12 protein-coding genes are annotated in these 11,725 nt (G+C 71.3%); 7 read left to right on the top strand and 5 right to left on the bottom strand.

What is annotated here, in order from left to right; genetic code table 11:
- Positions 1 to 55: 55 nt before the first annotated feature.
- The 5 genes from AQJ27_RS06425 to AQJ27_RS06405 all read left to right on the top strand — a co-directional run bounded on the left by AQJ27_RS06425 (position 56) and on the right by AQJ27_RS06405 (position 5,811).
- Positions 56 to 1,801, top strand: a complete 1,746-nt coding sequence (locus tag AQJ27_RS06425) for an MFS transporter (protein ID WP_067363127.1) — start codon at positions 56 to 58, stop codon at positions 1,799 to 1,801.
- Positions 1,802 to 1,997: 196 nt separating this feature from the next.
- Complete coding sequence (locus AQJ27_RS06420) at positions 1,998 to 2,660, top strand: class I SAM-dependent methyltransferase (RefSeq protein WP_067363124.1); 663 nt, start codon at positions 1,998 to 2,000, stop codon at positions 2,658 to 2,660.
- A 22-nt stretch (positions 2,661 to 2,682) separates the two neighbouring features.
- The gene (locus tag AQJ27_RS06415) at positions 2,683 to 3,684 is read left to right on the top strand and encodes an N-acetylmuramoyl-L-alanine amidase (RefSeq protein WP_067363120.1); all 1,002 of its coding nucleotides are present in this window, start codon (positions 2,683 to 2,685) and stop codon (positions 3,682 to 3,684) included.
- A gap of 158 nt (positions 3,685 to 3,842) precedes the next feature.
- Positions 3,843 to 4,673 (top strand): DUF5336 domain-containing protein, encoded by an 831-nt coding sequence (locus AQJ27_RS06410; RefSeq protein ID WP_067363116.1) that lies wholly within the window; start codon positions 3,843 to 3,845, stop codon positions 4,671 to 4,673.
- 127 nt (positions 4,674 to 4,800) lie between these two features.
- Positions 4,801 to 5,811, top strand: coding sequence for an LLM class F420-dependent oxidoreductase (locus AQJ27_RS06405; protein WP_067363113.1), 1,011 nt, complete (start codon positions 4,801 to 4,803; stop codon positions 5,809 to 5,811).
- 22 nt (positions 5,812 to 5,833) lie between these two features.
- Here the strand turns inward: AQJ27_RS06405 and AQJ27_RS06400 are convergent, their stop codons facing one another.
- Positions 5,834 to 6,397 carry a hypothetical protein gene (locus AQJ27_RS06400; protein ID WP_067363110.1) on the bottom strand — a complete coding sequence of 188 codons (564 nt, stop codon included), beginning with the start codon at positions 6,395 to 6,397 and terminating at the stop codon, positions 5,834 to 5,836.
- Between the two features lie 156 nt (positions 6,398 to 6,553).
- Here AQJ27_RS06400 and AQJ27_RS06395 point away from each other — a divergent pair, with 156 nt between their 5' ends.
- Positions 6,554 to 6,847, top strand: coding sequence for a hypothetical protein (locus tag AQJ27_RS06395; protein WP_067363108.1), 294 nt, complete (start codon positions 6,554 to 6,556; stop codon positions 6,845 to 6,847).
- Between the two features lie 28 nt (positions 6,848 to 6,875).
- On the opposite strand, the gene AQJ27_RS06390 is transcribed toward AQJ27_RS06395, so the two are convergent.
- The 3 genes from AQJ27_RS06390 to AQJ27_RS06380 are packed head-to-tail and all read right to left on the bottom strand — an operon-like array spanning position 6,876 to position 10,293.
- Positions 6,876 to 7,952: a prenyltransferase/squalene oxidase repeat-containing protein gene (locus AQJ27_RS06390; protein WP_067363105.1), complete on the bottom strand. Its 1,077-nt coding sequence runs from the start codon at positions 7,950 to 7,952 to the stop codon at positions 6,876 to 6,878.
- A complete protein-coding gene (locus AQJ27_RS06385; protein ID WP_054230938.1) occupies positions 7,949 to 8,695 on the bottom strand; it encodes a class I SAM-dependent methyltransferase in 747 nt (248 codons plus the stop codon). The genes AQJ27_RS06390 and AQJ27_RS06385 overlap by 4 nt, the downstream gene beginning before the upstream one ends.
- Positions 8,689 to 10,293 carry a glycosyltransferase family 4 protein gene (locus AQJ27_RS06380; protein ID WP_067363103.1) on the bottom strand — a complete coding sequence of 535 codons (1,605 nt, stop codon included), beginning with the start codon at positions 10,291 to 10,293 and terminating at the stop codon, positions 8,689 to 8,691. Before AQJ27_RS06380 ends, AQJ27_RS06385 begins: the two co-directional genes overlap by 7 nt.
- A 250-nt stretch (positions 10,294 to 10,543) precedes the next feature.
- Between AQJ27_RS06380 and AQJ27_RS06375 the strand changes: the two genes are divergently transcribed.
- Positions 10,544 to 11,206 carry a TetR family transcriptional regulator gene (locus AQJ27_RS06375; protein ID WP_067363100.1) on the top strand — a complete coding sequence of 221 codons (663 nt, stop codon included), beginning with the start codon at positions 10,544 to 10,546 and terminating at the stop codon, positions 11,204 to 11,206.
- Between the two features lie 285 nt (positions 11,207 to 11,491).
- On the opposite strand, the gene AQJ27_RS06370 is transcribed toward AQJ27_RS06375, so the two are convergent.
- The gene (locus AQJ27_RS06370) at positions 11,492 to 11,725 is read right to left on the bottom strand and encodes a ferredoxin (protein ID WP_067363097.1); all 234 of its coding nucleotides are present in this window, start codon (positions 11,723 to 11,725) and stop codon (positions 11,492 to 11,494) included.

Raw genomic sequence — 11,725 nt, 5'->3', positions numbered from 1 at the left:
ACCGCCCTTCCCCCCTTCTTCCTCCCTCTCTCTTTTGGCCTGGAGGCCTCACGTAATGACGCACACGACGACCGACCAGCCCACCCGGAGGCCCGGCGGCGCGATCGTGCCGGTACTGGCCTTCGCGGGCATCGTTGTCGCGGTGATGCAGACCCTGCTCGTTCCGGTCATCAAGGACCTGCCGGAGCTGCTGGGCACCGCACCCAGCAACGCCACCTGGGTGATGACCTCGACGCTGCTCGCGGGAGCCGTGGCCACGCCGATCATGGGTCGGCTCGGTGACCTCTACGGCAAGCGGCGGATGCTGCTCGCGAGCCTGTCCGTGATGGTCGTCGGCTCGCTCATAGCCGGTTTCACCAGCGCACTGCTGGTGATGATCGTCGGACGCGCCCTGCAGGGCTTCGCCATGGGCGCGATCCCGCTCGGCATCGGCCTGATGCGCGACATGCTGCCCCGCGAGAAGCTCGGCGAGGCGATGGCCCTCATGAGCTCCTCCATCGGCGTCGGCGGCGGGCTCGCGCTGCCGGTCGCGGCCCTGGTCGCGCAGCACGCCGACTGGCACGCACTCTTCTTCCTCGCCGCCGGTCTCGGCGTCGTCGCGATCGTCCTGACCCTCGTCGCCGTACCGGAGTCCCCGATGCGCGCCGAGGGCACCTTCGACGGACTGGGCGCGGCGGGCCTCTCCGCGGGCCTCGTCCTCTTCCTGCTGCCGATCACCAAGGGCAGCGACTGGGGCTGGACCTCGACCACCACGCTCGGCCTGTTCGCCGCGTCGGCCGTCGTGCTGCTCCTGTGGGGCGTGATGGAACTGCGTGTGAAGGCGCCGCTGGTCGACCTGCGCACCACCGCCCGCCGCTCGGTGCTCTTCACCAACCTCGCCTCGATCATGGTCGGCGTCTCCTTCTACGTCGTCTCGCTCGTCCTGCCGCAGCTGCTCCAGCTGCCGAAGGCCACCGGCTACGGCCTCGGCCAGTCGATGGTGGTCGCGGGTCTGTGCGTGGCGCCGCTCGGCCTGACGATGATGTTCACCGCACCGGTCTACGCCCGGATCTCCGCCAAGTACGGCCCCAAGGTCACCCTGATCCTCGGCATGCTGATCATCGCGATCGGCTACGGCGCCGGCCTCGGTCTGATGAGCGCCGCCTGGCAGACCATCGTGATCTCGGTGGTCCTGGGCGCGGGCATCGGCCTCGCCTACTCCTCGCTGCCCGCGCTGATCGTCGGCTCCGTCCCGGCCTCGGAGACGGGCGCGGCCAACGGCCTCAACACCCTGATGCGCTCGATCGGCACGTCGGTCTCCAGCGCCGTGATCGGCATGGTGCTCGCCAACACCGCGAACAACGTCGGCGGCCTCGAGGTCCCCACCATGCACGGCTTCCGGGTCTCCTTCCTGATCGCCACCGGCGCGGTCGCCATCGGTCTGCTCTTCGCCCTGCTGCTGCCGGGCCGGCGCCAGGCGACCAAGCCGCAGCTGCGCGCGAGCAGCGAGGAGGACGCGGCCCTGGAACGCGCCCAAGAGGTGCTCCGCGGCTTCCGCGGCCGGGTGCTGGACGCCGACGGCGGCACGGTCGCCCGTGCCAAGGTCACCCTGATCGACCGGCGCGGCCGCCAGGCGGGCGCCACGCTCTCCGAGGCGGACGGCAGCTACGTGCTCGCCGTGCCCGCCGAGGGCGCGTACGTCCTCGCCGCCAGGGCGCCGGGCCACGGCCCGCTCGCCTCCTCGGCGACCCACTCCGGCGACGACCGCCCCGTCGAGCTGGACCTCGCGCTGCCGAGCGAGACCGTTGCGGCCCAGGCCTGATCCGAACGACCTGATCCGGACGACGGGCCCTGGGGCCCGGCCCGTCCGCACCACACCCCCGTCGCCGCTGCGGCGGGGGTGTGGTGCAGCATGGGGCGCTCACAGGCACGTACACGCGGACCCGCACAGCACGTACACGCGGACCCGCACAGGCAGATGTGTGACGCCGCCGTTCGCACCCGATGGAGGACCCCCGATGCAGGACCCCACGCCCGCGGCACCCAAGCCGGAGATCCTGGCCGCCTTCGAGGCCGCGAAGGGGTTCATGCCGCTCCATGAGGGGCTCGCGCTGTACGAGGCCGCCCTCGAGGCGGGCCGGCTCGGACTGCCCCTGCTCGAGGTCGGCACGTACTGCGGGCGCTCCACGATCCTGCTGGCGGACGCGGCGCGCGCGGCCGGGGTGACGGCGATCACCGTCGACCACCACCGGGGCAGCGAGGAGCAGCAGCCCGGGTGGGAGTACCACGACCCGGCCACGGTCGACCCCGAGATCGGCCGGATGGACACCCTTCCCACCTTCCGCCGCACCCTCCACAAGGCGGGTCTGGAGGACCAGGTGGTCGCGATGGTCGGCCGTTCGCCGCAGATCGCCGCCTTCTGGCGCACACCCCTCGGTCTGGTCTTCATCGACGGCGGCCACACGGACGAGCACGCCTCCGGCGACTACGAGGGCTGGGCGCCGCACGTGGCGGAGGGCGGCCTGCTTCTCATCCACGACGTGTTCCCCGACCCGGCCGACGAGTTCACCGGCCAGGCCCCCTACCGCGTCTACCTCCGGGCCCTGGAGTCCGGCGCGTTCACCGAGGTCTCGGCGACCGACTCACTGCGCGTCCTGCGGCGAACGGGAGCGGGGATCTGAGCGCGCGGTTAGAGTCGCTGACGTGTCGTACGTAGGTCCTGACTTCGATCCTCCCGGCCCCCGCCGCTCCCGGCGCGGGCCGATGACGGTGGCGGTCGCCGCGCTGGTGCCGGGGGCGCTGGTGGGGTGGCTGGTGTGGCAGGCCGTGGGTGACTCGGGCGGCGGGGGCAGTACGTCCGCCACCTCGACGACCTCGGCCGGCGCACCCGGGTCCTCCTCCGCGGCACCCGGATCCGCCCCCGCCGCGGCGCGGACACCGAGCGCGTCCGGCACGGACGACGGGAAGCCGCCGAGCTCGACCTTCTCCGGCCCCGCCACTCCCGCGACCTCGGACCTGCCCGCCGCCGCGGGCCCCCTCAAGGGCAAGGTCGTCGTCATCGACCCGGGCCACAACCCCGGCAACTTCCAGCACTCGGCCGACATCAACCGCAAGGTGAACATCGGCACCAACTGGAAGGAGTGCGACACGACCGGCACGTCGACCAACGCGGGTTACACGGAAGCCCGGTTCACGCTCGACGTCGCCCGCCGGCTGCGTACGCTCCTGCAACAGGAGGGCGCCACGGTGAAGTTCACCCAGGACGGCGACCGTTCCTGGGGCCCGTGCGTCGACGAGCGGGCCCGCGTCGGCAACGACGCGCACGCCGACGCGGTCGTCTCCATCCACGCGGACGGCTCCGCGGCAGGCAACCGCGGCTTCCACGTGATCCTCCCCGCGTCCGTGCACTCCGGCGGCGCCGACACCCGCGCGATCGTCGCCCCCTCGCGCGATCTCGGCGAGCGCATCGCGGGCAACTTCGTCCGCGACACCGGCAGCGCGCCCTCCAACTACATCGGCGGCGGCACCGGACTCGACGTCCGCAGTGATCTCGGCGGTCTCAATCTGTCAACGGTTCCGAAGGTGTTCATCGAGTGCGGCAACATGCGCGATAGCAAGGACGCTGCGTTGCTGACCAGCGGCGCATGGCGGCAGAAGGCGGCGCGTGGGATCTCTGAGGGAATCGTGAGTTTCCTGCGCGGGTAGTGATGGGCGGATCGAACCCGACGGACACCCTGTTCGGACGGGCGATAGTGTCATCCCTACGATGAGGGGCCACCCCCGCGCTTCACACCAGGGCCTTACGGCGACATGGTGTCAGCGACGCCTCCACCGACGACGAGACGACTGACGAAGGACCTGAAGTGAATATCCGCTCCCTCACTCGAGGCGACGGCGTGGTGATCGGAGCAGCGGTATTGCTGTTCATCGCGTCGTTCCTCGACATTTTTTCGATCGACGACGTCAACGTCGCCGGGCAGAAGTACAGCTACGACAGCCCCGGCATCTGGTCGAGCGGCCCCTTCGTGTTCAGCGTGCTCCTGGCCGGCATCTTCGGAGCCGGGCTGGTCGTCGCCTCGCGCGCCCTGCCGCGGGTGCCGAAGGTCGCCGGACTCGACCTCGGCCCGTTCGGTGTCGCCCTCACCGTCTTCGCCGCGTGGAGCGCGCTGGGGAACATCTTCGACCCGGCGGGTGGCGGGAGCGGCAGTGTGAGCCCCGGCGCCGGCCTCATCCTTTCCCTCATCGCGACGCTCGTCATGGCGGCCGCCGCGATCGCCACCCCTCTCGTCCCCGCGCTCCAGGTCGGACTCGTGCCCGCCCCGAAGCCCGCCGCCCCCCAGCCCTACGGCGGTCAGCCGCAGGGGGGTTACGGGTACCCGGGTGCCCAGCAGCCGGGTCAGCCCTACGGCGGTCAGCCGCAGCAGGGGCAGGCGTTCGGCGCTCAGCCCAGCCAGCCGCAGCAGGCGCCGGCCCCGCAACCGCAGCCGCCCGCCGGTGACTTCTCGCCGTTCTGGTTCGCCGTGCCGGTGCCGCGTCCGCTGTTCGCGGAGGACGGTTCGCAGGCGCCGATCGCCGAACTCGCGCCGGGTACCTGGTACCTGGCCGTGGAGCAGCGCGGCGCGAACCTGGTGGCGCAGACGCAGGACGGCCGCCGCGGTGTGCTGCAGGACACCTCCGGGATCCAGCGGGGCTGACCTGCCGCGTCCGCTCCCGTACGGCCCTCTACGGCCCCTCGTCCTTCCGGGCGGGGGGCCGTTGCCGTACAGTCGGCTGGCCCGCACGTGACTGACGTACCGTCAGGACCACACACCTGGAGGGTTCATGCGGCTCGGCCTCGCACTCGGCTACTGGGGGCGCGGCCCCTCCGCGGACCATCTGCCGCTCGCCCAGGAGGCGGAGCGGCTCGGCTATCACTCCGTGTGGACCGCCGAGTCCTGGGGCTCGGACGTCTTCACCCCGCTGACCTGGATCGCCGCGCACACGACCCGTATCCGGCTCGGCACGGCCGTCGCGCAGATGGCCGCCCGCTCCCCCACCACCACCGCGATGCACGCGCTTACCCTCGACCACCTCTCGGGCGGGCGCATGATGCTCGGTCTCGGGCTGTCGGGGCCACAGGTCGTGGAGGGCTGGTACGGCCGTCCGTTCCCGAAGTCGCCGCTGACCGCGACCCGGGAGTACGTCGATGTCGTACGCCAGGTCCTCAGGCGCGAAGGGCCCGTCGAGCTCGACGGCCGCTTCCACAAGCACCCCTACCGCGGCGAGGACGGCACCGGGCTCGGCAAGCCGCTGAAGCCGATCACGCATCCGCTCCGCGCCGACCTGCCGATCCTGCTCGGCGCCGAGGGGCCGAAGAACATCGCGCAGACGACCCGGATCGCGGACGGCTGGCTGCCGCTGTACTGGTCGCCGACCCGCCCAGGCGCCTACGAGGCCGCGCTGAGCGATCTCCCCGCCGACTTCCTCGTCGCGCCCATGGCCCATGTCCGCGTCTGTGACGACGTCTCCAAAGGGCTGCTGCCCGTGAAGGCGATGCTTGGCTTCTACATCGGCGGAATGGGCCACGCGGCGCGCAACTTCCACGCCGATCTGATGGCACGCATGGGGTACGAGGAGGAGGCCCGGCTCATCCAGGAGCTGTTCCTCGCCGGACACCGCCAGGAAGCGGTGCTCGCCGTCCCGGACGCGTTCGCCGACGAGATCTCCCTCGTCGGACCGCGGGAACGCATCGCCGAGCGGCTGGAGTTGTGGCGCAAGGGCCCGGTGACGGACCTGCTGGCCCTGTCACCGGACCCTCACTCGCTACGGGTCCTCGCCGAGCTCAACTCCTAGGAGCGGTGGGGCCGGGCGGGGCTCAGCCGCCGGACAGCTGCGAAGCCGAGGGCACCTTGTCGGTGACCGGGGCGCCCGCGCTCTTGCCCGCGTCCTTCACCTTGTTGATGATGTCGCCGAAGGCACCCGCGGTCGCGTCCGTCGAGTCGCCCTTGCGGAGCTTGGACGGCAGGTTCTTGAGGGAGTCGATGCCGGCGCTGAGCGGGGCGAGAGCCTTGGAGAGAGTGGGGTCGCCCTCGGCGTTCCTCTTCGCGGCCTTGAGCCGGTTGTACGCGAACGTGCCGGCCAGGGCCGCCTTGATCAGGGCGGTCCTTCGGCCCTTGGCGCCCTTCTTGAACTTGCCGGCCTTCCAGGGCTTCACGATCCACTGGTAGGTGGCTCCGGCGGCCAGGCCCGCGTTCGCCACGAAGCGGGTCTTGGAGAGCTTCTGTTTCTCCACGGTGCTGCTGCTGGACGGAGTGGCGGCCGCCACGACGGCGGCGGTGTCCTTGGTGGCGCTGCTGCCACTGCCGCAGGCCGTGGCGCCGGCGAGCAGGGCGCAACAGACGGTGAGCGCCACGACGAGGCGCCGTATCGGTACGGGCACGGGGTCCTCCGGGGAAGGGAACGGTTCTCCCGGTTTCCGGGAGACACGGCTCTTCCAGCAGGCTCACCCGAACACGGCCACCGCGCCACTCGAGCGAGGCGTTCGGGTTCCGTCCCCCACGGGTTTCATCCACGGATACGCGGCAACCCGGAGGTCATGTCCCCTCGATATCGCAACGGTTCCAACCAAGCGGGCACGGTCATCGCGATCGTCGCCGACGTGATGGCCGTCATCCTCGGCCTGTGGATCCTGATGTACCTCCTGGACGCGAACCGGGCCAACGACCTGGTCCAGTTCGTCCACAACGTGGCGAGCTGGCTGGCCGGCTGGTCCCGCGACCTGTTCACCTTCGACAGGGCGTGGGCACGCGTGGTCGCGGGTTACGGCCTGGCCGCCGTCGTGTACCTCTTCATCGGCCACGCCATCGCCAACCGCATGCACCGCCACTGAGCCGACCCCGCCGGGCCGCCGACAGGACCTAGCAGCACTCCGCGTCGAGGCCCAGCGGCAGGCGCTCGCCGCCGAAGACCGCGCACGTCGGCTCGTCGCCGCCGAGCGCGGCGACGGCGAGGAGCAGCGAGCCGGCCGTCCAGCTGGTGAGCTCCTCGGGCCAGATCGTCCGGGCGTCGAAGACGTAGCCCGTCCAGTAGAGGCCCGTCTTCGGGTCGCGCAGGTGCTGGATGGACTGGAGGATCTCCAGGGCACGGTCGGACTCGCCCACGGCCCACAGCGCCAGGGCGAGTTCGGCCGACTCACCGCCGGTCACCCACGGGTTGGGGACGACACAGCGGACGCCGAGCCCGGGGACCACGAAGCGGTCCCAGCTCTCCGCTATCCGGGCCTTGGCCTCGGCGCCGGTCAACGCGCCGCCGAGCACCGGGTAGTACCAGTCCATCGAGTAGCGGTCCTTGTCGAGGAACCGCTCGGGGTGCCTGCGGATCGCGTGCCGCAGCGCGCCGACCGCCAACTCCCAGTCGGGCTGCGGCTCTTCACGCTGCTCGGCGATGGCGAGCGCGCAGCGCAGCGCGTGGTGGATGGACGAACTCCCGGTCAGCAGGCCGTCCTCGACCGCCGTGCCGTCCTCCTCGCGCTTCCAGCCGATCTGCCCGCCGGGCTGCTGGAGGCGCAGCACGAACTCCACGGCCGCGTAGACCGCGGGCCACATCCGGTCCAGGAAGGCGTCGTCGCCGGTGGCGAGGTAGTGGTGCCAGACGCCGACCGCGATGTAGGCGCAGAAGTTGGTCTCCCGGCCGCGGTCGGTGACGTCGTCCGCGTCCCCGTCGGCGTACGCCGCGTACCAGGAACCGTCCTGGTTCTGGTGCCGGGCCAGCCACTCGTACGCCCGCTCGGCCGCCTCGTGCTCCCCCGCCGCGTCCAGTGCCATGGCCGCCTCGGTGTGGTCCCACGGGTCGAGGTGGTGCCCGCGGAACCACGGTATGGCGCCGTCGGGTCGCTGCACCCCGAGGACGGCCCGCACCGTGGCGGCGGCCTCCTCCGCGGTGAGAACCCCGGGCAGGACGAGGTGTTCCGTCCGGGGCGTGCGTGGAGTCGTCACGAAGCGTCCACCGCGGCGGAGTCGAGGGGCAGGTGGGGCTTGGTCGCGTACGCCACGAAGCTCTTGCCGATCAGCGGGTTCAGCGCGTTCTCGGCGACCCGGGTGGCCAGGGGCTTCTTCATGATGTCCCAGACCAGCAGCTTGTGGTACGCCCGCACGGGCAGCGCCTTGTCGTTGTCGACGCCGAACGCGCACTTCAGCCACCAGTAGGGGCTGTGCAGGGCGTGGGCGTGATGGGTGCCGTACGGCTTGAGCCCGGCCTCCTTCATCTTGCCCAGCAGTTCGTCCGCCTTGTAGATGCGGATGTGGCCGCCCTCGACCTCGTGGTAGGCGTCGGACAGGGTCCAGCAGACCTTCTCCGGGCCGTAGCGCGGCACCGTGATCGCTATGCGCCCGCCCGGCTTCAGCACGCGCACCATCTCGGCGAGGACGCCCTTGTCGTCGGGGATGTGCTCCATGACCTCGGAGATGATCACGACGTCGAAGGACGCGTCGGGGAAGGGCAGCGCGAGCGCGTCGCCCTCCATCGCGGTCGCGGTGGCGCCGACCGGGGCCTCGCCCGCCTCCTTCATCGCCGCGAACCACTTGGCGACCTCGCGGATCTCCTCGCCGTTCTGGTCCAGCGCGACGACCTGGGCGCCGCGCCGGTAGCACTCGAACGCGTGCCGGCCGGCACCGCATCCGAGGTCCAGTACGCGGTCGCCCGGGGCGAGCGGGAACCGGGAGAAGTCGACGGTCAGCACGTGGCCCTGCTTTCACGATCGGAGGTGGGGGTGACGCCCGTCGCCGGGCCGAAATCTACGGGGCCGGGAGTCCCTGCGGGGCCGGGGGTGGAGACGGCGCCGGGGGTGGAAACAGCGCCCGCACCGACCGTGGCGACGGCTGCCGGGGCGGGGGCGTCCGGCGCGACGGCACTCGGCACGGCGGCGGCCTGGGCGTCCGTCTGGTCGGCCGTGGTCCTGGCGGGCGCGGAGCGGACCGGCGTGCGGGGCGCGACGGGGGTCCCCGCGCGGGAGCGCAGCCGAGCGTCGGAGAGGGCCATCGCCTCGCGGTAGTGGGCCACCGTGCCCTCGGCGGCGCGGGCCCAGGTGAAGCGGTCCAGCACCCGCGCGCGTCCGGCGGCGCCGAGCCGTACCCCGAGTTCCGGGTCGCCCAGCACCCGGCTCAGCGCGGCGGCCAGCGCCCCCGAGTCGCCGGGCGGAACCGCGAGGCAGGTCTCGCCGTCGGGTCCGGCGACCTCCGGGATCGCCCCGCCGGTGGTGGCCACCAGCGGCGTCCCCGTGGCCATCGCCTCGGCGGCGGGCAGGGAGAACCCCTCGTACAGGGAGGGCACGCAGGCGACCTCGGCGGACCGTACGAGGTCGACGAGCTCCGCGTCCGAGATGCCCTTGACGAACTCGACGGCGCGCTCGAGGCCGTACCGCTCAATGGCCTGGGCGACCGGCCCGTCCTCGGCACGCTTACCGACGACGACGAGATGCGCGCCGGGGTGCTCGGTGCGCACCTTGGCGAGCGCCTCGACGAGGTGGATGAGCCCCTTGAGGGGCACGTCCGCGCTGGACGTGGTGACGATCCGGCCCGGCACCTGCGGCACGGACGGATCGGGCGAGAAGAGGTCGGTGTCCGCGCCGATGTGCACGACGTGGACCCGGTCCCGGGCGACGCCCAGGTGGTCGACGATCTCCTGCTGCGAGCTGCCGGAGACGGTGAGCACGGACGGCAGACGGCGCGCGACCCGCTTCTGCATGCGCGTGAAGGCGTACCAGCGGCGTACGGACGCGCGGCGCCGGCGCCCCTCGGCGGCGTCGAGCTCCAACTGGCGGTCGACGGTGATGGGGTGGTGGATGGTGGTGACCAGCGGCGCGCCGACGTCGCCCAGCAGCCCGTACCCGAGCGTCTGGTTGTCGTGCACGACGTCGAAGTCCCCGCGCCGGGCACGCAGATGGCGGCGGGCGCGCAGGGAGAAGGTCAGGGGTTCGGGAAAGCCGCCGGTCCACATCGTGCCGACCTCGACCGCGTCGATCCAGTCGCGGAACTCCTCGCGCCCCGGGGTGCGAAAGGGGTCCGGCTGGCGGTACAGGTCGAGGCTGGGCAGTTCCGTCAGGGTGAGGTTGCGGCTGAGCTCGGGGAGGTTCTCGTCCAGCACGGGGTACGGCTGGGATCCGATGACCTCGACCCGGTGGCCGAGACGGGCCAGTTCGCGCGAGAGGTGCCGTACGTACACGCCCTGACCGCCGCAGAACGGGTTCCCCTTGTACGTGAGGAGCGCGATGCGCAACGGTCCGTCACCGTTGGTGGCCGCGCCCGCTCCGGGGCCCGCCTCCATGGCCTCAGCGGTCACTTACGGCCCCCTTCTCCCTGCACTTTCCCGCGAGATTACGCCGGGACGCTAATCTAGAACAAGTTTCAGACTTGATCGTTCGAGGAGCACTGAATCTACCGGCAGGTAGCGTCTCTGTGAGCAGTGGATCAGGTGATCCGCGCCACGACGGAAGCGTCGGAGCGGATGACATGACGGATGTGTTCTGACCCACGGAAGTGTCTGCCATGCTGTCTCGTCGCTCCTCCAGCTGAACCACGGAACGGGACCCATGCCTGCGGAAGTCAAGGTGGAAGCCAAGTCCGCGCGACCCGCCGCGCAGCCGGCCTCTCCCCCACTCACCGAGCGGCAGGAAGCACGCCGCCGCCGGATCCTGCACGCGAGCGCGCAGTTGGCCAGCCGGGGCGGCTTCGACGCGGTGCAGATGCGCGAGGTCGCGGAGTCCTCGCAGGTCGCCCTCGGCACGCTGTACCGCTACTTCCCCTCGAAGGTGCATCTGCTGGTCGCCACCATGCAGGACCAGTTGGAGCACATGCACGGCACCCTCCGCAAGAAGCCGCCGGCCGGGGACACGGCGGCGGAGCGGGTGGCGGAGACGCTGATGCGGGCCTTCCGCGCCCTGCAGCGCGAGCCGCACCTCGCCGACGCCATGGTCCGCGCGCTGACCTTCGCGGACCGCAGTGTGAGCCCCGAGGTCGACCAGGTGTCCCGGCAGACCACGGTGATCATCCTGGACGCGATGGGGCTGGACGACCCGAGCCCCGCCCAGCTCTCCGCGGTCCGGGTCATCGAGCACACCTGGCACTCGGCCCTGATCACCTGGCTCTCCGGCCGTGCCTCCATCGCCCAGGTCAAGATCGACATCGAGACGGTGTGCCGCCTGATCGACCTGACGGAGCCGACCGAGCCGACCGAGCCGACCGAGAAGCTTTAGGCATGGTGCCGGTGCACGAAGGCGCGAGAAAACCTACGAGACGGGTTCCCTTCGCCGGCATGGTCCGGATCAGGTAATGGAGGTCGCCTTCCGGTCCGACTACTACCTTCAGGCCTCTCAGCCCGACCGTCGACGTCGGCCCCGGCGGAAGTTGCTGCCTCTCGCCAAAGTCGGCTACTCCGGTTGAACTCCCTCACTCGCCTCGTAGGCCACTACCAGCATAGAACGCCTACAGCGGAATGAAACCACCCAAAGAGGGACTTTTTTTCAACATCGCGCCCGACCTCAGTCCTCCGGTGGAAACACCGGCTCCCCGCTGCCCAGCAGCGTGATCATGATGGCCTCCACCGGACAGCTCTCCGCCGCCTCCAGGATCCTCTCGTTCGCGTCGGTCTCCGGCTCGGCCGGATGCGACTGCATGGCGGTGTCGAGCCGGAAGGCCTCCGGGGCGCGGTGGACGCACTGGGCGGAGCCGATGCAGACGGAGCGGTCGACCTCGACCCCCCAGCGGTCGCCCAT

The organism is Streptomyces olivochromogenes, assembly GCF_001514115.1.
Classification (GTDB): Bacteria; Actinomycetota; Actinomycetes; order Streptomycetales; family Streptomycetaceae; genus Streptomyces; species Streptomyces olivochromogenes.
This window is presented reverse-complemented; position numbering and strand designations above follow the sequence as displayed.

Excerpts from the sequence above, each read along its gene's own strand:
- AQJ27_RS06370 (WP_067363097.1), bottom strand. The coding sequence starts at position 11,725 with ATGGGCGACCGCTGGGGGGTCGAGGTCGACCGCTCCGTCTGCATCGGC.
- AQJ27_RS06420 (WP_067363124.1), top strand. The coding sequence starts at position 1,998 with ATGCAGGACCCCACGCCCGCGGCACCCAAGCCGGAGATCCTGGCCGCC.
- AQJ27_RS06425 (WP_067363127.1), top strand. The coding sequence starts at position 56 with ATGACGCACACGACGACCGACCAGCCCACCCGGAGGCCCGGCGGCGCG.
- AQJ27_RS06395 (WP_067363108.1), top strand. The coding sequence starts at position 6,554 with ATGTCCCCTCGATATCGCAACGGTTCCAACCAAGCGGGCACGGTCATC.
- AQJ27_RS06405 (WP_067363113.1), top strand. The coding sequence starts at position 4,801 with ATGCGGCTCGGCCTCGCACTCGGCTACTGGGGGCGCGGCCCCTCCGCG.
- AQJ27_RS06375 (WP_067363100.1), top strand. The coding sequence starts at position 10,544 with ATGCCTGCGGAAGTCAAGGTGGAAGCCAAGTCCGCGCGACCCGCCGCG.